The 21406-nt window shown below is 74.4% G+C and carries 18 protein-coding genes, 1 pseudogene and 2 riboswitches; of the genes and pseudogenes, 11 read left to right on the top strand and 8 right to left on the bottom strand.

Annotated features, from left to right (window positions below):
• Position 1 precedes the first annotated feature (1 nt).
• Genes QE405_RS06090 through QE405_RS06080 form a run of 3 tightly spaced genes read right to left on the bottom strand, consistent with a single transcriptional unit; the run spans position 2 to position 2387 of the window.
• Positions 2-604, bottom strand: coding sequence for an NAD(P)H-dependent oxidoreductase (locus tag QE405_RS06090; RefSeq protein WP_307199316.1), 603 nt, complete (start codon positions 602-604; stop codon positions 2-4).
• Positions 605-625: 21 nt separating this feature from the next.
• Entirely contained in the window at positions 626-1645 is a 1020-nt protein-coding gene (locus QE405_RS06085) for an adenosine deaminase (protein ID WP_307199315.1), read from the bottom strand.
• A gap of 37 nt (positions 1646-1682) precedes the next feature.
• Positions 1683-2387 carry a FadR/GntR family transcriptional regulator gene (locus QE405_RS06080; protein ID WP_307199314.1) on the bottom strand — a complete coding sequence of 235 codons (705 nt, stop codon included), beginning with the start codon at positions 2385-2387 and terminating at the stop codon, positions 1683-1685.
• Between the two features lie 92 nt (positions 2388-2479).
• Between QE405_RS06080 and QE405_RS06075 the strand changes: the two genes are divergently transcribed.
• Both QE405_RS06075 and QE405_RS06070 read left to right on the top strand, forming a co-directional pair.
• A complete protein-coding gene (locus tag QE405_RS06075) occupies positions 2480-4006 on the top strand; it encodes a carboxyl transferase domain-containing protein (RefSeq protein ID WP_307199313.1) in 1527 nt (508 codons plus the stop codon).
• Between the two features lie 66 nt (positions 4007-4072).
• Complete coding sequence (locus QE405_RS06070) at positions 4073-6235, top strand: DUF4185 domain-containing protein (RefSeq protein WP_307199312.1); 2163 nt, start codon at positions 4073-4075, stop codon at positions 6233-6235.
• Here the strand turns inward: QE405_RS06070 and QE405_RS06065 are convergent.
• Positions 6198-7448: an MFS transporter gene (locus tag QE405_RS06065; protein WP_307199311.1), complete on the bottom strand. Its 1251-nt coding sequence runs from the start codon at positions 7446-7448 to the stop codon at positions 6198-6200. The genes QE405_RS06070 and QE405_RS06065 overlap by 38 nt on opposite strands.
• A gap of 55 nt (positions 7449-7503) precedes the next feature.
• Positions 7504-7687: riboswitch (cobalamin riboswitch) on the top strand.
• An 89-nt stretch (positions 7688-7776) separates the two neighbouring features.
• Between QE405_RS06065 and QE405_RS06060 the strand changes: the two genes are divergently transcribed.
• The 9 genes from QE405_RS06060 (at position 7777) to QE405_RS06020 (ending at position 16614) form a co-directional block, all read left to right on the top strand.
• Positions 7777-8841 carry a FecCD family ABC transporter permease gene (locus QE405_RS06060; RefSeq protein ID WP_307199310.1) on the top strand — a complete coding sequence of 355 codons (1065 nt, stop codon included), beginning with the start codon at positions 7777-7779 and terminating at the stop codon, positions 8839-8841.
• Entirely contained in the window at positions 8838-9689 is an 852-nt protein-coding gene (locus QE405_RS06055) for an ABC transporter ATP-binding protein (RefSeq protein WP_307199309.1), read from the top strand. The genes QE405_RS06060 and QE405_RS06055 overlap by 4 nt, the downstream gene beginning before the upstream one ends.
• A complete protein-coding gene (locus QE405_RS06050; RefSeq protein ID WP_307199308.1) occupies positions 9686-10762 on the top strand; it encodes an ABC transporter substrate-binding protein in 1077 nt (358 codons plus the stop codon). The genes QE405_RS06055 and QE405_RS06050 overlap by 4 nt, the downstream gene beginning before the upstream one ends.
• Before the next feature lie 8 nt (positions 10763-10770).
• Positions 10771-11073: a hypothetical protein gene (locus tag QE405_RS06045; RefSeq protein WP_307199307.1), complete on the top strand. Its 303-nt coding sequence runs from the start codon at positions 10771-10773 to the stop codon at positions 11071-11073.
• A 26-nt stretch (positions 11074-11099) separates the two neighbouring features.
• A riboswitch (cobalamin riboswitch) is annotated at positions 11100-11315 on the top strand.
• 157 nt (positions 11316-11472) lie between these two features.
• Positions 11473-14076 (top strand): ribonucleoside-diphosphate reductase subunit alpha, encoded by a 2604-nt coding sequence (locus QE405_RS06040; protein WP_307199306.1) that lies wholly within the window; start codon positions 11473-11475, stop codon positions 14074-14076.
• A gap of 23 nt (positions 14077-14099) precedes the next feature.
• A complete protein-coding gene (locus QE405_RS06035; RefSeq protein WP_307205599.1) occupies positions 14100-15074 on the top strand; it encodes a ribonucleotide-diphosphate reductase subunit beta in 975 nt (324 codons plus the stop codon).
• A 4-nt stretch (positions 15075-15078) separates the two neighbouring features.
• A complete protein-coding gene (locus tag QE405_RS06030; protein ID WP_307199305.1) occupies positions 15079-15507 on the top strand; it encodes a variant leucine-rich repeat-containing protein in 429 nt (142 codons plus the stop codon).
• A gap of 226 nt (positions 15508-15733) precedes the next feature.
• Positions 15734-16354, top strand: coding sequence for a superoxide dismutase (locus QE405_RS06025; protein ID WP_307199304.1), 621 nt, complete (start codon positions 15734-15736; stop codon positions 16352-16354).
• Positions 16351-16614 carry a hypothetical protein gene (locus QE405_RS06020; RefSeq protein WP_307199303.1) on the top strand — a complete coding sequence of 88 codons (264 nt, stop codon included), beginning with the start codon at positions 16351-16353 and terminating at the stop codon, positions 16612-16614. The genes QE405_RS06025 and QE405_RS06020 overlap by 4 nt, the downstream gene beginning before the upstream one ends.
• On the opposite strand, the gene QE405_RS06015 is transcribed toward QE405_RS06020, so the two are convergent.
• From QE405_RS06015 to QE405_RS06000, 4 genes and pseudogenes are all read right to left on the bottom strand, one after another.
• Entirely contained in the window at positions 16580-18331 is a 1752-nt protein-coding gene (locus QE405_RS06015; protein WP_307199302.1) for an ABC transporter permease subunit, read from the bottom strand. The genes QE405_RS06020 and QE405_RS06015 overlap by 35 nt on opposite strands.
• Positions 18328-18843 carry an ATP-binding cassette domain-containing protein gene (locus QE405_RS06010; RefSeq protein WP_307199301.1) on the bottom strand — a complete coding sequence of 172 codons (516 nt, stop codon included), beginning with the start codon at positions 18841-18843 and terminating at the stop codon, positions 18328-18330. Before QE405_RS06010 ends, QE405_RS06015 begins: the two co-directional genes overlap by 4 nt.
• A 94-nt stretch (positions 18844-18937) precedes the next feature.
• Positions 18938-19741: pseudogene (locus tag QE405_RS20900) on the bottom strand (ATP-binding cassette domain-containing protein); the annotation flags it as partial.
• A gap of 53 nt (positions 19742-19794) precedes the next feature.
• Complete coding sequence (locus QE405_RS06000) at positions 19795-21300, bottom strand: ABC transporter substrate-binding protein (RefSeq protein ID WP_307199299.1); 1506 nt, start codon at positions 21298-21300, stop codon at positions 19795-19797.
• Between the last annotated feature and the right edge of the window lie 106 nt (positions 21301-21406).

Raw genomic sequence — 21406 nt, 5'->3', positions numbered from 1 at the left:
CTCAGCCCCGGACGGCCGTGCCGACGACGGCGCCGACGACGGTGTCGACGGCCAGCCCGGCGTTGCCCGTCGCCCTCGTCTCGTCCTCCGCGTCGTGCACGAAGGCGGTCGCGCCACGGCGGACGCCGCAGTAGTCGAGGATGCCGCGCTCGACCTGCGTGGTGAACGACTCCGCGTATCCGTGCCGCGAGAACGAGCCCTGCGCCGTGCCCAAGATCGGCACGAGGTGGACCGTGAGCCGCTGCTGCGCCGGCACCACACGGCCGCCGTCGTCGATCGCGAAGGCCCACGGCGCTACGAACACCCGGTCGACCCACCCCTTGAGCAGAGCCGGCATCGACCACCAGTAGACCGGGAACACGAGCACGAGGTGCTGCGCCGCGTCGAGCCGCTCCTGCTCCGCGAGCACGTCACGCGGGTGGCCCTGGCCCGTCAGGTACGCCTGCCGGTCGGTCGCCGTGAACCGGGGGTCGAATCCCTCCTGGGCGAGGTGCGCGGTCGTGACGTCCTCCCCGCGGTCGGTGAGGCGCTCGCACAGGCGGGCAGCGACGTGGTGCGTGAGCGAGGTCGGGTCGGGGTGCGCGGTGACGACGAGCGTGGACACCCCCCCATCGTCCGGCAGGGATCAACCCGCGACGTACGCGTCGATCTCGGCCAGCACCCGCGCCTTCGTGCCGTCGTCGGCGAAGGAGGCCCGCACCGCCGCGCGCGCGAGGTCCGCCACGCCGGACTCGTCGAGCCCGAGCAGGTCGGCGGCCACGCCGTACTCGCGGTTCAGCGTCGTGCCGAACATCGGCGGGTCGTCGGAGTTGATGGTGACGGTGACCCCGGCGTCGCGGAAGGCGCGCAGCGGGTGCTCGTCGAGCGAGGCCACGGCCCGGGTCGCGATGTTGGACGAGGGGCACACCTCGAGCGGGATCCCCGTCGCGGCGAGGTGCGCGAGCAGGGCCGGGTCCTGCGCCGCCGACGTGCCGTGCCCGATGCGCTCGGCGCCGAGCAGCCGCAACGCGTCCCAGACGGTCTCCGGGCCGGTCGTCTCCCCCGCGTGCGGCACGCTGCGCAGCCCCGCGGCGCGGGCGGCGGCGAAGTGGGGTGCGAACTGCGGGCGGGGCACCCCGATCTCGGGACCCCCGAGGCCGAAGCCGACGAGACCGGCGGGCGCGTGGTCGAGCGCGAAGCCGAGCGTCGCCTCCGCGGCGGGCAGCCCCGACTCCCCCGGGATGTCGTAGATCCAGCGGAGCACCAGCCCGAAGTCGCGCTCCGCCGCGACCCGCGCGTCCTCGAGGGCCTCCGTGTAGGCCTCGATCGGCATGCCGACGCCGTCCAGGTGGGGCTGCACCGAGGTGTACGGCGTGCACGTCAGCTCGGCGTACCGCAGCGCCTGCCCCTCGGCCATCTCCCGCGCCACCTCGTAAGTGAGGTAGCGGATGTCCTCGGGCGTGCGGACGAGGGCCACGACCGCCAGGTAGACCTCGATGAAGTGCGCGAAGTCGCGGAACTCGAAGAAGCGCGCCAGCGCGTCCACGTCGCTCGGCACGGTGCCGGGGTGCCGCGCCGCGAGCTCCGCCACGATCCGCGGCGACGCCGAGCCGACGTGGTGGACGTGGAGCTCGGCCTTGGGCAGGCCGGCGATGAAGTCGTGCACGCGGGTTCCTCCGGTGGGGACGGGCAGGCTCGGCCGCTCAGTCGCGCAGGAGCGCGACGTCGCTGACCATCGTGATGTGCTCGTGCATGGCGCGCGCGGCGGCGTCCGCATCGCCGGCGGCGATGGCGTCGGCGACGGCGCGGTGCCCGGCGAGCGAGTTGCGGGGCCGCTCGGGCTGGGACAGCGACTCGATGCGGGACTCGCGGATCAGCTCGCCGATGGTGCCCATCATGTCGGCGAGCAGGCGCGAGTGCGCGGCACGGGTGACCGCCCCGTGGAAGAGCTCGTCGCCCTCGACGCCCCGGCCGCCCGCCTCGACGTCGGCCGCCATGGCGTCCAGGGCGGCCTGGATCGCGGCGAGGTCCTCCTCCGTACGCCGCTCCGCCGCCAACCGCGCGATCTTGGTCTCCAGCGCGTCGCGTGCGTCGATCACCTCGGGCAGGCGGTCGGCGTGGGCCCGGATGGCGGAGAGCACGGGGGCGGCGGCGGGCTGGGCGCCGGTGAGCACGGTCCCGTCACCGTGGCGGACGGCGACGACGCCGACGACCTCGAGGGCGACGAGCGCCTGGCTGAGGGTGGCGCGGCTGACCCCGAGCTGCACGGCGAGCTCGCGCTCGGGCGGCAGCCGGTCACCGGCGCCGAGGCCGGCCTCGGCCACCCACCGTGTGATCTGCTCCGCGACCTGCTCGTAGAGCCGCGTCCGCGCGACGGGCGACGGCAGCTTGGAGTCGGGCGTGCTCACCGGGTCAGCGTATTGACACACGGCTCGATCACCTATTGGCTAGGCCAATCAGCCACTAGCGCAGTGGGCCAACGCAGACGAAGAGGTCGACGATGACGACTGCAGTCCAGGAACCCGCCCCCCGGGCCCGGCGGCTCGGTGCTCCCGAGCTCGTCGCGGCGGTGCTCGACGCGGGCACGTTCGAGTCCTGGGACCGGCCGGTCGACACGTCGCACCTGGCGCCGGACTACCGCGGCCAGCTCGCCGCCGCCAGCGAGAGGTCGGGGCTCGACGAGGCCGTCCTGACCGGGCGTGGCGAGGTCGGGGGCCGCCCGGTCGCCGTCGTCGTCAACGACTTCCGCTTCCTCGCGGGGTCGATCGGCGCCGCCACCGCCGCCCGCATCGTCGCGGCCGTGCGCCGGGCGACCGACGAGGGCCTGCCCCTCCTCGCCAGCACGTCGTCGGGGGGCACGCGGATGCAGGAGGGCACCCCCGCCTTCGTCGGCATGGTCGACATCACCCGCGCGGTCATGGCCCACCGTGCCGCGGGCCTCCCCTACCTCGCCTACCTCCGGCACCCCACCACCGGTGGCGTGCTCGCCTCGTGGGGTTCCCTCGCCCACGTGACCGTGGCCGAGCCCGGCGCCCTCGTCGGCTTCCTCGGACCGAAGGTGTACGAGGCCCTCAACGGCCGCGCCTTCCCGCCGGGCGTGCAGACGGCCGAGAACCTCGCCGCGCACGGCATCATCGACGCCGTCGCCACCGCCGACGAGCTGCGCGGCCTGGTCGACCTGGCCCTGGGCGTGCTGCTCGACGCGCCGCGGCCACCCCGGTTGCCGCGCCGTACCGCCGCCGACGGCGTCGCGTCGCCGGTCCCCGCCTGGGAGTCGATCGAGCGCACGCGCGCCGCGGGCCGCCCGGGCGTGCGGGACCTGCTGCGGCACGCCGCCGAGGGCACCGTGCGGCTCCGGGGCACCGAGCAGGGCGAGCACGACGGGTCCATCCTCATCGCGCTCACCCGCCTCGACGGGCAGCCCTGCGTGCTCGTCGGGCAGGACCGCGTACGGCAGACGCCGTCGAGCCCCATGGGGCCGGGGGCGCTGCGCGAGGCCCGCCGCGCCATGCGGCTCGCCGAGGAGCTCCGGCTCCCCCTGGTGACCGTCATCGACACCCCGGGTGCCGAGCTCTCGCAGGCGGCCGAGGAGGGGTCGATCGCCGGCGAGATCGCGCGCTGCATCGCGACCATGACGACCATGACCGTGCCGACGGTCTCCCTGCTGATGGGACAGGGCTGCGGCGGCGGCGCCCTCGCACTGCTGCCCGCGGACGTCGTCGTGGCCGCCGAGCACGCGTGGCTGTCGCCGCTGCCCCCCGAAGGTGCGAGCGTCATCGTCCACGGCACGCCCGAGCGGGCCGACGAGCTGGCGGAGCAGCAGCGCGTGCGCGCGGCCGACCTGCTGGCCGACGGCATCGTCCACGCCGTCGTGCCCGAACCGGCGGACGGCCCGGAGAGCACGGACGACGCACTCGTCCGCGCCCTGGCGGCCGAGTGCGCCCACCACCTCGACCACCTCACGACCGGGCACGGCGGCGCGGTCGTGAGCCACGCGGCGCAGCGGGGGTTCCCCGCCGCCTGGTGAGTCCCGTGGCGAAGGCGATACCGCCCGGGGGCGCGCCCGGGGGCTCCCGCATGGTGTGATCGCGCCGTGACGACGCGACGAGGGCGACGCTCGCCCGGCGAGCGGCTCCCGGCGCTCCTGCTGGTCGTCGCCCTGCTGCTGGTCGCCGGCGCGTGGACGCTGACCGCCGGGGCCGCCGGCGACGACCGGCTCCAGCAGGCTCCGGTCGTGCTCGTGGGCCCCGACGTCGTGACCGCCGCGGTCGCCTCCGAGGTCGAGGCGATGCCCGGGTCGGAGCTGGCCGTCGGCGGCACCGACGACCTCGACCGGGCCCGGGCGCGGCTCGCGGACGGCGAGGTGGTGGCCGTCCTCGTCATCGACCTCGCCGGCACGCAGGACCGCCTGCTCCTCTCGGACGACCACGCCCCGGCACGCGACCGCGCGCTCGTGGCGCAGGCGCGCTCCATCGCCGACGCGCGGGACCGGACGGTCGTGGTGGAGCGCGGCGACCGGCTCTCCGCCGCCGTGCCGGCGGCCACGACCACGAGCCTCCTGGCCGTCGCGGCCGGGTTCGCGCTGGTGGTCGTGGTCTCGATGGTCTGGGGTCCGGTGCCGCGCACGTTCCGGCGCGGCGTCGTGCGGGTGGCCGGCATCGGAGCGCTCGGCGTCGCCGCGGGGCTCCTGGCCACCGCCCTCGCGAGCCCCCGGGCAGGGGCCGTCGTCCTCGCCGCGGTCGTCGCCAGCGGGCTGGTGACGCTGGCCTGCGAGGCGCTCGCGGGACTGCGGGGGCTGCTGGTGGCAGCGGCCCTGCTCCTGGTCCTGCCCCTCCCGCTCGTGCTCGCCGGTGACCCCTGGCTCCTCGCCCAGCCGTGGCGGACGGTGACGGCGTGGACGATCGTCGGCGCGGCCACGGACGCGCTCTCGCCCGCCGTCGCGACGACGACCGTCGCCTGGCGCTCCGGGGTGGTCCTCGCGGGGTCCGCCGTCCTGGCCCTCCTCGTGCTCCTCTCGACCCGCCTCGTGCTGCGCCGCCTTGCGCGCGAGGCGAGCCCTGACGACGACCCGTCGCTGGCTCCCGCTCCGTGGCGACGACAGATGGCCGTGCTCGCGGTGACGCTGATGGCGTCGACCACCGCCGTGCTCACCGTGGGGCTGCCCGGCAACCCGCCCCCCGTGGCACCCCGCGTGAGCCTCGCCTCCACCACGGAGTGCGTCGGGCCCGGGAAGGTCGACGACATCGACGACCTCAACCGCATCGCCGACCTCCGGGCCACCGACGCGTTCCAGGGAGGCGACGTCGGTGCCAGCGCGACCCTGCAGGACGGCCGGACGGTGTGGATGTTCGGGGACACCCTGCGGGGACCCGACGCCGGTGGCGCGCGCTTCGTCCGCAACTCGATGCTCGTCGTCGCACCCGACTGCCTGCAGGTGGTGGTGGCCCGCTCGGGCGGCGCGATCATCCCCGACCGCGACGGCGGTGTCGGCTACTGGCCGATGTCCGTGGCGGTGCTCGCCCAGCCCGGCTACGACCTGGTCGAGGTGACCGCCCAGCGGGTCCGCACGACGGATCCCGACGACCCGTTCGGCTTCGAGAACGTCGGCCCGGCGGTGGCGACCTTCGTCGTGCCCGTCGGCGGGGTCCCGCAGCTCGTCGGCACCACGGACGTCGGTCCTGACGACGCCGACACGACGCGCCCGATGTGGGGCGCGGCCACGACGCTCGCCGACGGGTGGCTCTACCTCTACGGCACGGCCCGCCCGGCCGACCCCGCACCGGGCACCGGGTTCTCCCTCCAGGTCGCGCGCACCCGGCCCGCCGACGTGAACGACCCGTCCACCTGGACGTACTGGGACGGCGCCACCTGGGGCCGCGACCCGGCCGACGCGGCCGCGCTGATCGGGGCGACCGAGGGCACGTCCCAGACGCTGAGCGTCTTCGAGCGCGACGGCACCTGGTACGCGGTCTCCAAGCGCGGCGAGGTGCTCGGCAGCGACCTCGTCGTGTGGACCGCACCCGCCCCGACCGGCCCCTTCACCGCGGGACCGCCCGTGGCGGAGCTGCCCTCGGACCCCGACGGTGGCCTGCTGCGCTACATGCCGCTCGCCCACCCGGACCTGCTCCCGGAGGACGGCGACGTCGTCGTGTCCTACAGCCGCAACAGCACCGACCTGGGCGCCGTGCTGGAGGACCCGCTGCTGTACCGCCCCCGCTTCATCCGCGTGCCGCTGCCCGGCCCGTCGGCGTCGTAGCCGCGAGGTGCCGGCTGCCCGGCACCAGCGCCGCGAGGGCGGGCCCGAGCACGCAGGCCACGGCACAGCCGAGCAGGACGGCCCGCATCCCCACCAGGTCGACGGCCGGCGCCACGAGCGCGAGCCCGAGCGGCGCCAAGCCGTAGGAGACGAGGAAGTCGAGCGACGACACCCGCGAGAGCCGTTCCGGCGCGACCTCCCGCTGCAGCGCCGTGAACCACGGCACGTTGAACAGCTCGATGCCGAACCCGACGACGACGTACGCCGCCACCACCACGGGGAGCCGCGGGTCCAGCGCCAGGGCGAGCGGCGCCGCCGCGTAGATCCCGAGGCCGCCCAGCGCCACCCAGCCCGTCGACGGCGGTCGCCAGCGCGCGAGCAGCAGCCCGCCGAGCAGGGCTCCCGCGGTGTACGACGTCGCGCCCGCCGCCAGCAGCACCCCGGACCCGGTGACGTCGGCGCTGACCAGCGGCAACGCCACGGCCGTCACCGAGTAGCCGGTCATGATCACCGTCGCCAGCGCTCCGAGACCACCGAGGAACCACGGGTGACGACGCGCCTCGCGCAGCCCCTCGACGAACTCGGCCCGGAACCCCGGACGCCGTCCCGCGGCTCCCCCGACCGCGCCGACGCGGGCCGTCCGGGCGGGGGCCACCGCTGCCACCACCCACAGCACACCCGTGGCGGTGACCAGCCACGCGGCCCCGGCCACCGCGGCACCGAGGCCCGCCACCGCAGGGCCGAGGAGGACCGAGGCGCGCACCGCCACGGTGATCGCGGCGTTGGCGGCCTGGCGGTCGGGCTCGGCGACCGTCGCCGGCACGAGCGCCTGGAAGGCCGGGCGGCAGGCGCCCTGCCCGGCGCCGACCAGCAGGGCGGCCGCCGTGGTCGCGACGACGGAGCGCCCGAGCGCCGCCGCGAGGGCGAAGGAGCCCGCCGCGGCCACCCCGGAGGCCAGCAGCACGACGACGCGCGGGGCGTGGCGGTCCGCGAGGACCCCCGCCACGGGGAGCACGACGAGGAAGCCGACGGTCCGCGCGGCGAGGGCCACCCCGAGCGCCGTCGCCCCGAGCGACCCGTCGACGACCGCGAGGCCGAGCACGAAGGGCATCGCCCACGTCGCCAGACCGGACGCCGTCGTACCGGCCCAGAGCCGCAGGAAAGCGCGGTCCGCCAGGAGCGCCCGCCGCTCCGCCGTCCCCGTCGCCCCCACCCCGCGGACCCTAGACGAGAACCGGACCTCCGCCGACCGGACGTCCCGGGGCTGCTAGCGTGCCCCTCGAGTCGAACGCATCCCTTGGATGCCAGGGAACTCCGGTGGGAATCCGGGACTGGCGCGCAGCGGTGAGGGCGACGACGGCACGACGAAGCCACTGGGGCGGCAACGCCCTGGGAAGGCCGTGCCGTCGGGTGAACCCGAGTCCGAAGACCTGTCGGCTCACGTGTTCACGACGGCCCCTCGCGACCAGGGCGCCAACACCGAGAGGCTCCGCCGTGCCCCCTTCCCGCCCCACCCCCGTTCCTGCCCGTCGCACCGTTCGGTGAGCCACGGCGAGAAGCCGCGACGCAGCTCCGTACGTCGCCGGCTCGCGTTCTGGCCCCTCCTGCTGCTCCTGCTCCTCGCGACGCTGGGCAGCCTCGTCGCCTCCCTGGCGTTCGGCTCGGAGCGGATCCCGGTCGGCGAGGTCGTCACCGCGGTGACCGACCGCTTCGCGGGGCGGGACCCCGGCCGGTGGGACGTCATCGTCTGGGAGCTGCGGATGCCGCGGGCGCTGCTGGCCGTGGTCGTCGGTGCCGGACTGGCCGTGGCGGGCGTCGGGATGCAGACCCTCGTGCGCAACCCGCTCGCCGACCCGTTCCTCCTCGGCATCAGCTCGGGCGCCTCGGTGGGGGCCACCGCGGTGATCACGACGGGGTTCCTGGGCGGGCTCGGGATCTACGCCGTGTCCACCGGTGCGCTCCTCGGCGCGGTCGGCTCGGCGCTCCTCGTGTGGCTCGTGGCGACGGCCCAGGGTGGTCTGACCCCGCTGCGGCTCGTGCTCTCGGGGGTCGTGCTGTCCTCCGGCCTGTCGGCGATCGCGTCGTTCCTCGTCTTCCTCAGCGGTGACCCGCGGGCCGCGAACTCGGTGATGTTCTGGATGCTCGGCAGCGTCGGCGGGGCGACCTGGGAGAAGCTCTGGGTCCCGGCAGTGCTCGTCGCGCTCCTGGGCGCGGGGATGCTCGCCCTCCACCGCTGGATGGACGCCCTGGCCGCCGGACCCGACACCGCCTCCGCCCTCGGCGTCAACGTCGCCGCGATGCGCACGACCCTCTTCGTCGGGCTCGCGGTGCTCGTCGGCGTGCTGGTCGCCGTCAGCGGCGGCATCGGCTTCGTCGGCCTCATCGTGCCCCACGCCGCCCGCCTCGTCGTCGGTGCGCGGCACCGCGTCGTCCTGCCCGTCGCCGCCCTCGGCGGCGGTCTCTTCCTGCTCTGGGTCGACGTCGTCGCCCGCCTGGCCGTGCGCCCCCAGGAGATCCCGCTCGGCGTCGTGACCGGTGTCGTCGGGGCACCCCTCTTCCTGCTGCTCATGGGACGTGGCCGCTACCGGTTCGGGGGTCAGCAATGACGGGCCCGACCGCACCGGGCGGCGACCGGCTGGCCGCCCGGCTCCGCGGCGTCGGGGTGAGCCTCGGCGGCCGTCCCGTCCTCGCGGACGTCGACCTCGACGTACCCCGGGGGCAGCGCCTCGGGATCGTCGGCGTCAACGGGGCCGGCAAGTCCACGCTCCTGCGCGTGCTCGCCGGGGTGCTGCACCACGGCAGCGGCACGGCCGAGCTCGCCGGTCCGGACGGTCGGCTCGAGGACCTCCACGACGTGCGCCCCCGCGAGCGTGCCCGCCGGGTCGCCTACGTGCCGCAGGAGGAGGTCGTCGCAGCCGAGCTCCTCGTCGGCGAGATGGTGGCGCTGGGTCGCGTGCCCCGCACGCGCCCGTGGGCCCGGGGCGGCCGCGACGAGCGGGAGATCGTGCTGGCGGCCCTGGACGCGGTCGGCCTGGCGGACCGCGTCGACAGTCCGTGCGACCAGCTGTCCGGCGGCGAGCGCCGCCGCGCGGTGCTCGCCCGCGGCCTGGCCCAGCGGTGCCCCGTCGTGCTCCTCGACGAGCCCACCAACCACCTCGACGTCGCCTGGCAGCTGCGCCTGCTCGACGTGCTCGCCGGCCAGGCCGAGACCCTCGTCGCGACGATCCACGACCTGGACCTCGCGCTGCGCTACTTCGACGTGCTCGCCGTGGTCGGCTGGTCCGGTGACGGGGACCCCGGTGGTCCCGCCACCGTCGTCGCGGTCGGGCCGCCCGCCGACGTGCTGGCCGCCGGGCACGTCGCACGCCACTTCGGTGTCGGTTCCGTCCAGGTCCCGCACCCGCACCTCGACCAGCCCCACCTCCTCATCCACCCCCGAAGGGACCACCCATGACGTCCGCCCGCCCCCTCGCCCTGCTCGCCAGCCTCGCCATCGCCGCCCCGAGCCTCGCCGCGTGCGCCCCCGAGGGCGCCTCCGGCTCGGCGTCCGGCGCCAGTGCCATCACCGTGCAGAACTGCGGCGAGGACCTCACCGTCGACGGGCCGGTCACCGAGCTCTACGCGTACGACGGCGGCATCATCTCGATCGTGCTCGCCGCGGGCGCACGCGACGAGCTGGTCGCCGTCACCGGCATGGAGCGCGACCAGGACCTCCTGGAGCTGGCCTACCCGGACGACCGCGTCGACGAGCTCACCGTGGTCGGCGAGGAGTTCCCCACCCTGGAGAACGTGCTGGCCGTCGACCCGCAGGTGATGTTCGCGGGCTACGGCTACGGCTTCAGCGAGGCCCGCAACCTGCTGCCCGAGATGCTCACCGAGCACGGGATCACGCCGTACCTGCTCAGCGAGACCTGCCAGCAGGACGACGGGGCCCGCGGCACGATGGACGCCTGGACGGCCCTCACGACCGACCTCACGAACATCGGTGAGCTCACGGGCCACAGCGACACGGCGGCGTCGGTGGTCGAGGACATCGAGGCACGGCGGGCCGCGCTGGAGGCGGCTCCGCAGGGCGACGAGCGGCCGACCGCGTTCCTCTTCGACTCCGGCACCGACGCGATCTTCACGTCGGGCTCCTTCGGCGGTCCCCAGGCCATCTTCGACACCGCCGGCGTCACCAACGCGACCGCCGCGGTCGAGGACACCTGGACCGAGGTCGGCTGGGAGACCCTCGCCGCCTCGGACCCCGACGTCATCTTCTTCGTCGACTACCCGGGGCAGTCCTACGAGGACAAGGTCGCCGTCCTGCAGGCCAACCCCGCCTCCCGGGACCTGGAGGCCGTGCGCGAGGAGCGCTTCGTCAACCTGCCCTACGCGATGTGGGTCTCGGGCCCGATGAACATCGACGCCGCCGAGTGGGTGCGCACCGCGGTCGAGCACTTCGGGCTGGCGCCGGAGTCGGGCGTCGAGCCCACCCTCGACATCACCGCGCTCGACGAGCTGCCGGGCAACGACTGGATCGGGTGACCCCACCCGTGAGGCCCGACCACGACGTGCTCGTGTGCCACGACTGCTGCTGCGGCACGGCCCGCAAGCACCCAGGCGTCGACCACGACGACCTCGTGCAGCACCTCCGCGACACCGTGCCCGCGGGCACGCGCGTGCGGGTGGTGAGGTGCCTCGGCGAGTGCGAGCGGAGCAACGTCGTGGTGGTGCGCGACCTGAGCACGCCGGGACGCCCCCGTGACACCTGGCACGGGGGCGTGCTCGACCGCGCCGCGGTCGACCGCATCGTCGCGCCGCTGTCCGAGCCGCGAGCGACAGGACACAACATCTAGGTAGTTGCATCGATGTGATTCCCGTATATGGTGGTCGGCGCAGCTGGTTCGACCCGTCCTCCAGACGGGTCGTCGCAAGAGGGAATCCGGTGGAAGACCGGAACTGCCCCGCAGCGGTGAGTGGGAACGACCTCCGTCAACAAGCACTGGGCACGGCCGACGCCAGCCTGGGAAGCGACGGACAGTAGGCCGGAGCACGATCGCCCACGAGTCCGAAGACCTGCCAGTGCCTCGCCCCCGACGGGCGAGGGTCCGCGACCCCGAGGGAGGGTCGGAGGATCGAACGCCGGCAGGAGGCCTCCCGTGAGGGTGGAGCGGCCTGTCCGTCGACCGTTCCTGCTGTCTCCCCCTCGTCCGCGGACGTGCGTCCCGCGACGTTCCACGAGGGGTGGAGACGACATGAGCACCACGACCAACGGCCGGATCGAGGTCGTCAAGCGCGACGGCACCCGTGTGCCCTACGACGGCTACGAGATCGCCCGGTCCATCGAGGAGGCCGCGGCCGGTCTCGACGACGGGGTCGCCCGCGCGACCCAGCTGCGTTCCGAGCTCGAGATCACGCTCTTCGACGGCATCACCAGCGAGCAGCTGGACGAGGCCGTCGTGCAGGTGGCGCTGCAGAACGTGAAGGACGACCCGGCCTACGACACCATCGCGTCGCGCCTGCTCGTCAAGAGCCTCTACAAGGGGATCTTCGGCGAGGGGGTGACCCGGGACGAGGTCTACGCGTTCCACGGCGAGGCCTTCGTCGCGTTCGTCCTGCGCGGCGTCGAGCTCGGCCTGCTCGACCGCCGACTCGGCGAGCTCTTCGACCTGGAACGGCTCGGCGCCGCGCTCGACCCGGACCGCGACGACCTGCTGCGCTACGTCGGCGTGCAGACCATGCGCACGCGCTACATGGTCGCCGGTCCCGACGGGCGCCCGCTCGAGATGCCCCAGTTCTTCTGGATGCGCGTCGCGATGGGGCTCGCGCTGAACGAGGACGATCCCACCCGCGCCGCGGAGCGCTTCTACGACAAGATGTCGCGCCTCGAGTACCTCGCCGCGGGCTCCACGCTCGTCAACGCCGGCACGTCCTACAGCCAGCTCTCGAACTGCTTCGTGATGCAGATGGAGGACGAGATCGAGCACATCGCGAAGTCGGTGCGCGACGTCATGTGGCTGACGAAGGGCACGGGCGGCATCGGCCTCTCGGTCACCAAGCTCCGCGCCGAGGGGTCGCCGATCGCGTCCAACAACACCACCTCGACCGGGCCGGTCCCCTTCATGCACACGATCGACTCGACGCTGCGTGCCGTGAGCCGCGGGGGCAAGAAGTTCGGTGCGCTGTGCTTCTACATGGAGAACTGGCACCTCGACTTCCCCGCGTTCCTCGACCTGCGCCAGAACTCCGGCGACCCCTACCGCCGGACCCGCACGGCCAACACCGCCGTGTGGATCTCCGACGAGTTCATGAAGCGCGTCGAGGCGGACCAGCCCTGGTACCTCTTCGATCCCGCCGAGGTGCCCGACCTGGTCGAGCTGACGGGGGCTGCCTTCTCCCGGCGCTACGCGGAGTACGCCGCCGAGGCCGAGGCCGGGCGGCTGCGCCACCGGAAGGTCGGGGCCCGTGAGCAGTTCAGGGCGATCCTGACCGCGCTGCAGTCCACCTCGCACCCGTGGCTGACGTGGAAGGACACGATCAACACGCGCGCCCTCAACCACAACACGGGCACGATCCACCTCTCCAACCTGTGCACCGAGATCTGCCTGCCGCAGGACCGCGAGAACGTCGCCGTCTGCAACCTGGCCTCGATCAACCTCTCGCGGCACGTCGTGGGACGGCGCCGCGGCGCCGGCGGGGAGGGCGCCCGCATCGACTGGGACCGGCTCGCGGAGTCCACCCGCCTCGCCGTGCGCCAGCTCGACAACCTCATCGACATCACCGTCTCCTCGGTGCCCGAGTCGGAGCACTCCAACGAGCGCAACCGCGCCCTCGGGCTGGGCGTCATGGGATTCACGGACGTCGTCGAGCGCTGCGGGCACAGCTACGCCTCCCCCGAGGCCTACGAGCTCATCGACCGGGTCATGGAGTTCGTCTCCTGGCACGCCATCGACGCCTCCGCCGACCTCGCGCGGGAACGCGGCTCCTACGCCCACTTCCCCGGGTCGCGGTGGAGCCAGGGGCTCGTCCCCATCGACTCCCTCGCCCTGCTCGAGGCGGACCGCGGCGTACCGGTCGAGGTCGACCGCACCACCCGGCTCGACTGGCACACGCTGCGGGAGAAGGTGGCCGGCGGCATCCGCAACTCGACCCTGCTGGCCATCGCCCCCACCGCGTCCATCGGGCTCGTCGCCGGCACCACGCCCGGCCTCGACCCGCAGTTCAGCCAGATCTTCAGCCGCACGACGAGCTCGGGCAAGTTCCTCGAGGTCAACCGCAACCTCGTCGAGGACCTGCGCGCCGCCGGCCTCTGGGAGGAGGTGCGCGACGACCTGCTCCGCCACCAGGGCGACCTGGCCCGGGTGGCCGCGGAGCGCGCGGACCTCACGATCCCCCGTGAGCTGGTCGAGATCTACCAGACGTCGTTCCAGCTGCCCGGCCGCGCCTACCTCGAGGTCGCGGCCCGCGCGCAGAAGTGGATCGACCAGGCGATCAGCCGCAACATCTACCTCGCGGACCGGAGCGTCGCGTCGATGGTCGAGCTGTACGCCGCGGCGTGGCGGATGGGCGTGAAGACCACCTACTACCTGCACATGATGCCGCGGCACACCGCCGAGCAGAGCACCGTCAAGGTCAACAAGGCGGACGGCCGCACCCCGGCGAGCTCCGGGGCGCGTCGGGGCTTCGGTGCCGCCGCGCCGGCACGTCGCGGCTTCGGTGCCGCAGCGCCGGCAGCACCCGTCGTACCGGCCGTCGTGCCCGACGTCGTGCCCGGCGACGTGCAGGAGCTGGAGGTGGTGGGCGAGGCCGCCTGCCCGGTGGACCCGCAGGAGCGGCTGCAGTGCGAGTCGTGCCAGTGAGCGCCGCGGAGGGCCGCCGGGGCATCCTCGGCACGGGCATCGAGGAGGGCCTGCTCCTCAAGCCGGTCACCTACCCGTGGGCGATGGAGCTCTACGACCAGGCCGTCGCGAACACCTGGTTCCCCAACGAGGTGCAGCTCGGCGAGGACCTCGCCGACTTCGAGCGGATGAGCGACGACGAGCGTCGCGCCCTGACGTTCCTGATGAGCTACTTCAACCCGAGCGAGCTGCTCGTCAACAAGGCCCTGGCGTTCGGCGTCTACCCCTACGTCAACGCGGCGGAGTGCCACCTCTACCTCGCGAAGCAGATGTGGGAGGAGGCCAACCACTGCATGAGCTTCGAGTACGTCCTCGAGACCTTCCCCATCGACCGGGAGGCGGCCTACGCCGCCCACGTGGACGTGCCCTCGATGGCGGCGAAGGAGGAGTTCGAGGTCCGCTTCATCAAGCGGATGACCGAGCAGACCCTGGACATCACCACGGTCGAGGGCAAGCGCGACTTCGTCCGGAACCTCATCGCCTACAACGTCATCCTCGAGGGGATCTGGTTCTACTCCGGGTTCATGGTCGCGCTGAGCTTCCGGCAGCGGAACCTGCTGCGGAACTTCGGCTCGCTCATCGACTGGATCGTGCGGGACGAGTCCCTGCACCTGAAGTTCGGCATCAACCTCGTCCTCACCGTGCTGGAGGAGAACCCCGAGGTCGCGACCGAGGAGTTCGCCGACGAGATCAGGCAGATGATCCTCGACGCGGTCGCGATGGAGGAGGCCTACAACCACGACCTCCTGCCGAACGGCATCCTGGGCCTCAACGCCGACTACATCAACCAGTACGTGCGGTACCTGGCCGACCGCCGCCTCGACGAGCTCGGCTTCGGTCCGCACTACGGCGTCGCCAACCCGGCGAAGTGGATGGCGGCGGCGAACGACACGCTGCAGCTCGTCAACTTCTTCGAGGCCATCAACACCTCGTACGAGGTCAACGCGCGGCAGGACTGAGGCGATGTCCTGCATCGGCTTCCTCAGCCCGGCGCACCGGGCCGCCCTCGCCACCTCCGGCGAGGGCGGTCCCCCGCTCTCCGCCTTCACCTCTCCCCCGGCGTCGGCGAGCAAGGTACGCCGCGTGCGCGCCCTCGCGGCCGACCCGACGACGGCGATCCGCGAGAGCGCGGCCCTGTCCCAGCACGCACCGATGGACGTCCTCGAGCACCTCGCCGCCGACGCCCAGTCGTCGGTCCGCGCCTGCGTCGCGCGCAACCCACGCACGCCGACCTGGGTGCTCGCCCTGCTGGCCGAGGACGCCGACAACCGGGTGCGGGGGTGGGTCGCGGCCCACCGCCTGTGCCACCCCGACCTGCTCGCCCGGCTCGCCGACGACCCCGACCCCGCGGTGCGGGCGGTCGTCGCGTGGGCCGCCGGCTGGCAGCCCTAGCACGCGGAAGCGAGACGACATGTACGAGAGCAGACGCCTGCGACGACGGCGCCTGTGGGCCGAGCGCCAGCAGGCGAGGCTCCTGGCCTGGTGGGGCCGGCGACGTTCGACCTCTGCCGGCGGCGCGAGCCCGGGCTGAAGACTCGAAGAACCGGCTTGCTGCAAATGTCTTGCAATAGCGCTATGGTCGCAGCAACCTTCGACCCGATCCACCCCAGGAGCGACCGTGCCCGACTACGTGCTTCCCGACCTGCCCTACGACGTCGCCGCGCTCGAGCCGTACATCTCGGGCGCGATCATGGAGCTGCACCACGACAAGCACCACGCGACCTACGTGAAGGGCGTGAACACGACGCTCGAGCAGCTCGAGGAGGCGCGCGCGACCGACACCTTCACGCACCTCACGGGGCTGGAGAAGTCGCTGTCGTTCCACCTGGGCGGCCACCTGAACCACTCGATCTTCTGGCCGAACATGTCTCCCGACGGGGGCGACAAGCCCACCGGCGAGCTCGCCCAGGCCATCGACGAGTTCTTCGGGCGCTTCGACAGGTTCCGCGCCCAGTTCCAGGCCAACGCCCTCGGCATCCAGGGCTCCGGCTGGTCGATCCTCGCCTGGGACGTCCTCGGTGAACGGCTCCACGTCGTGCAGCTCTACGACCAGCAGGGCAACCTGCCCGCCTGCCTCGTCCCCCTGCTCATGCTGGACATGTGGGAGCACGCCTACTACCTCGACTACCGGAACGACAAGGCCACCTTCGTGGCGCAGTGGTGGAACGTCGCCAACTGGGCCGACGTCCAGGCGCGGTTCGACCGCGCCCGCGCCCAGACCCCGGGGCTCCTCGCATGAGTGCGCGGCAGGAGACCGGGCTGGACGGGCTCCTGGGCTCCGCCCAGCAGGTCGCCGGGCTCGTCGCGGCGCGCGGTCGCGGCGACATCGACGGCGCCCGGGCACTCACCCGCCAGCTCGTCGAGGACGGCGACCTCGCCGGCGGCGCGCTCCTCGTGGCGGAGCTCGCCCTCGGCCTCCTCGCGCGGGAGTCGGGACGGAGCCTCGACGAGGTGGTCGGGCAGCTCAACCTCCGACTGATGCAGCTGCCCCACGCCTGAGCCTGGTCGTGCGCCGCGCACGCCGCTGGACTCCGCCCGCCGCGCCCGCTCCGACACCGAGGAGCAGCAGCACCCCACCGGGGACGAGCACGACCCACGGCGCGACCTCGAGGTAGCGCAGTCCCTCGGCCAGCATCGCGCCCAGCTCGGCGGCGTCCGGGTCCGCGCCCAGGCCGATGAAGCTGAGGCCGGCGATCGCCACGGCGTTGAGGGGCAGGCGGGCGAGCGCGTGCTGCGCCAGGGGACCGAGGACCCCGGGCAGCAGGTGCACGACGCCGACCCGCGCCCGCCCGAGACCGAGACGACGGGCTGCCCCGACGTGTCCCGCACCACGTGCCTCGACGACGAGGCCGCGGGCGTGGACCGCGAGCGGGATCCAGGCGACCGCGGCGACCGCGACGCAGGCGCCGAGGAGGCCCGGCCCGAGCGCGGCGGCGACGACCATGCCGACGACCGTGCTCGGCACGGTCACGAGCACGTCCATCGCCCCCACCCGGAGACGGCGGGCGGCGAGTCCCACGAGGAGGGCGACGGCGAGCGCCAGCACGCTGACCAGCACGGCCAGGCCGACGGTGCGGACCGTCGCGTCCGCGACACGGCCCCAGAGGTCGTGCCCGACCGCGTCGGCGCCGAGGGGGTGCCGCACACCGGGAGGGGCGAGGCGAGCGGCGAGGTCCGAGGACCCACCGTCGCGGGGCAGGCCACCGAGCACGAGGACCGCCAGCACCACCGTCACCAGCACGACGACCCGCGGCGACCCGTGGGACGCGTCGGCCGTCACCCCGAGATCGTCACGGCCGGTCGCGCCGACGAGCAGCAGCCGGTGCAGGAGGAGCGCCGCCCCGGCACCGGCGAGACCGAGGCCCACGACGGCCAGCAGGCAGGCCTGGAGCACGGGGACGTCCTGCGTGAGCGCCGAACGCACCGCGAGCGACCCCACCCCCGGCACGCTGAACACCTTCTCCACGGCGACCGCCGTGCCGAGCATCCCGACCCACACGACGGCGACCTGGGACGCGCCCCGGCCGACGACGCGGCGCGCCAGTGCCCGGGCCACCGGGGCCGTCGGCACCCCGTTGGCCCGCCACGTCGTCACCCACTGCTCCGTCACGGCCTGGTCGAGCACCCCCGCGAGCAGCCGGGTGAGCAGCCCTGCGGCCGGTACGCCGAGGGCGAGGGCCGGCGCGACGACGCTGCCCCAGCCGTGCCAGCCCGTGGCGGGCAGCAGACCGAGGTGCACGGACAGGGCGACGACGAGGAGACTGCCGGTGATCACCTCGGGGAGGGCCGCGACCGTGACCGCCGCGACCTTGAGACGCGGCCGCGTGGCGGTGCCCGTGCGGGCCGCCCGCACGACCGGGCCGATCAGGGCCAGCGTCGTGAGGACCAGGGCGACCGCGATCGCGCAGCCAGCCAGCGTGGCGGAGGCGGCCACCGCGGGCTGCGCACGCTCGAGCACGGGCTGGCCGCTGACCCAGCTCTCCCCCAGGTCTCCGCGCGCCGCGGCGGCCAACCACCGGGCGGCTCCGGTCACCGGGTCCGGCGCCAGGTCGAGCTGCTCGCGCAGCGCCCTCACCGCGTCGGGATCCTCGCCCCGCTGGCGGAAGCGCACGCGGAGCACGGTGACCGCCGGGTCCTCGCCCCGGAGCCACGGCAGCGACGCCACGACCAGCACGAGCCCCGCGACCGTGGCGAGGACCCGCAGCACCGCGCTCACCGGAGCGCACCCGTGCGTCGCCCGGACGCGTCCCGCAGTGCCCGTAGGGCCGCCGATCCCGCGTCGTCCGCGGCGAGCAACGCGATCGGACCGTCGTCCACCACCCTGCCGTCGGCGAGCACGACCACCCGGACGCCCAGTCGGGCGGCGACGTCGAGGTCGTGGGTGCAGACCACGAGCGTCGTGCCCGCTGCGTCGGCGTGGGCGCGGAGCGCCTCCGCCACCGCGCCGCGGGTGGGGGCGTCGAGTGCGCTGAGCATCTCGTCCCCCAGCAGCACCCGGGGTGCGGTCGCGAGGGCCCGCGCGATCGCGACCCGCTGCCGTTGGCCGCCGGACAGCGTGCCCGGGCGCCGGTCGAGGAGGTCGTGCCCCAGGTGAACCACCGAGAGCAGCTCGACCAGGCGGACGTCCTCGTGGTCGGGATCGTCCGGATGGCCGACGCGGAGCGCCTCGACGAGCAGCTGCCGCACCGTGCGCCACGGCGTCAGGGAACCACCGGCGTCCTGCGGCACGGACTGCAGGGCCGGCGTGCGACCCGCCCCCGGGGGCGACCTGCACGCTGCCCGCCTCCGGGCGGTCGCGAGCGGCAGCGAGCCGCACGAGGGTGGACTTGCCGGCGCCCGACGCACCGAGCACGGCGACGTGCTCGCCGGCGCGCACCTCGAGGGACACGTCGCGGACGCCGACGGTCGTGCCGCGTCCCCGGCAGCCGTCGGGACCTCCCGGGGCACGCCAGGTCCGGGTGACCCCTGCCCAGGTGAGAACCGGCTCCCCCGGCGCGAGCGGCACCGTGCGAGCCGCCGTCCGCGGATCCGGCGCCGCGGTCCCGGTGCCCTGGTGCACGCGACCGTCCGCGAGGCGCACGACGCGGTCGCACAGGACGGCGGCCACACCCGGGTCGTGCGTGACGAGCAGCAGCGCCGTACGGCGGGCGTCGAGGGCGCGCCGCAGCGCGGCCACGACCTCGGCGGCGGTCACCGGGTCGAGGGCCGAGGTCGGCTCGTCGGCGACGAGGAGGTCGGGCTCGGCGAGGAGCGCGAGCGCGAGGGCCACGCGCTGCCGCTGGCCGCCCGAGAGCACGGTCGGGTGCCGTCGAGCCACGGCCGGGTCGAGGCCGAGCTCGTCGAGCACCGCGACCACCGCGCGCCGCGCCGCGCCCCGGTCCGCGGTGCGGGTGCGGGCCACGAGCCCGAGCTGACGGCCCACCGTGCTCCCGGGGTCGAGCGCGGTCGCGGACTCCTGCGCGAGCAACCCCGTCCGTCCGCCGACCGCGACCGTGCCCTCGAGCCGCAGGTCGGCGGGCGGCGGTAGGCAGGCGAGGCGCGCGGTCAGCGTCTTGCCCGCTCCCGAGGGGCCGACCAGCGCGACCCGCTCCCCCGGCGCGAGGGCCAGGTCGAGCGGGCCGAGCACGGGAGAGGCGTCCGACCGCCGTCGCAGGCGGACGCCCTCCCACCGGACGAGCGTCAGCGGTCGACGCTCGTCGTGCTCGTGACGACCGCGCGCTCGAACGGGTCGCTCGCGAGGCCGGTCACGCCCTGGACGCCGAACTGCGTGGCGTCGTGCACGAGGGGCACCGCCCACACGTCCCCGAGCACCTGCTGCTCGACCGCGACCGCTGCGGCAGCGCGCTCGTCCGGGTCGGCCACCAGCTGCGCGTCGGCGAGCTCCGCGTCGAGCGCCGCGTCGCAGGACCGGCTGATGTTGTAGGTGCCGTCGCAGCCGAAGTCGGTCTGCAGGTAGCCCACCGGGTCGGCGGTGTCCTGACCGTAGGACCGGCTCATGATCACCAGGTCATAGGTGCCGTCGAGGTAGTCGGTCTCCATCTCGTCGTAGGGCCGCGCCACGACCTCCACCTCGAACCCGACCGCCCGCAGCGCGTCCGCGATCGCCGTCGCCATCTCCGGCAGCTCGGGCCGGTCGGTGAACGTCGCCAGGGTGATCGGCGTCGTGGACGCCGCGGCGGCCGCCGCCGGGTGTGTCGCCGCCTCGCGGTCGGCCGCCCACGCCGACACCGCGGCGTTGAACAGACCGCCCGCGGGCTCGGCACGTCCCGCGTAGATCGTGCCGGCCAGGTCGAGCTCCGCCACCGCCGCCCGCACCAGCTCGCGCTGCCCGGGGTCCGCGAGCACGTCCGACGTCTGGGTGAGGTGCAGGCTCACGGTCCGGGGCAGCGGTACGGCGAGGAGCTCGTCCTCGTCGATCTGGTCCAGCTGCGCGGCGGGGAGGGCCTGGGCGAGGTCGACCTGGTCGGACCGGAACGCCTGGAGCCGCGCGCCGGCATCCCCGACGAACGTGACGTCGACGCCGTCCATCGCGGGCGCACCGGCCCAGTAGTCGGGGTTCGCCTCGAGCGTCATCTGCGTCGTCAGGTCGGTGTCGGTGATCTCGTAGGGGCCGGTGCCGGTCCCGACAGGCGTCGGCCGGGCGGGGTCGGCGTAGGCGGAGGGGGCGAGCACCACGAGCTCCGGCGACGTCAGCCGCTGCACCAGCACCGGGTCGGGCTCGGCGGTGGTGACCACGACGACGTCACCGTTCGGACCCTCCTCCGCCGTGGCGTCGATGCTGCCGCCGGAGAGTGCACGGGGGGCGGGCTCGGCGGCCGCGGCGGCGTCGAGCGCGGCCGCGACGGTCTCGCCCGTCACGGGTGTGCCGTCGTGGAAGACGACGTCGGGACGGATCTCGAAGCGCCACGTCGTCAGGTCGACCTGCTCCCACGCGGTCGCCAGCGCGGGCTCGGGCAGTCCAGCCGGATCGAGGCGCACCAGCGTCTCGGTCGCGCCCGCGGCGTACGCCGTGGTGGCGTCGTCGGAGTACGGCGACAGCGCCGTGGTCGGGGTGAAGGCGTAGGCGAAGCGGAGACGGTCGTCGCCGCCGGGACCGGCGTCGGACGAGCCGCCCGGCGAGCAGGCGGTGAGGAGCGCGGCAGTGGCGACGAGCGCCGCTGCGGGCGCGGAGGAGTGACGGTTCACGATGGACCTTCGGCTCGGGTGCGGGTTGACCGCGGGCGCGCACCGGAGCGGACGGGACCGACGGGGCGCACGCACCCGGGCTCGCGGCCCACCCGGCCGCCAGCCA

The sequence above is a fragment of the Nocardioides zeae genome (assembly GCF_030818655.1).
In the GTDB taxonomy this organism is placed as follows: domain Bacteria; phylum Actinomycetota; class Actinomycetes; order Propionibacteriales; family Nocardioidaceae; genus Nocardioides; species Nocardioides zeae_A.
The sequence above is the reverse complement of the archived record's forward strand: the minus strand, read 5'-3'. Positions and strand labels throughout refer to the sequence as shown.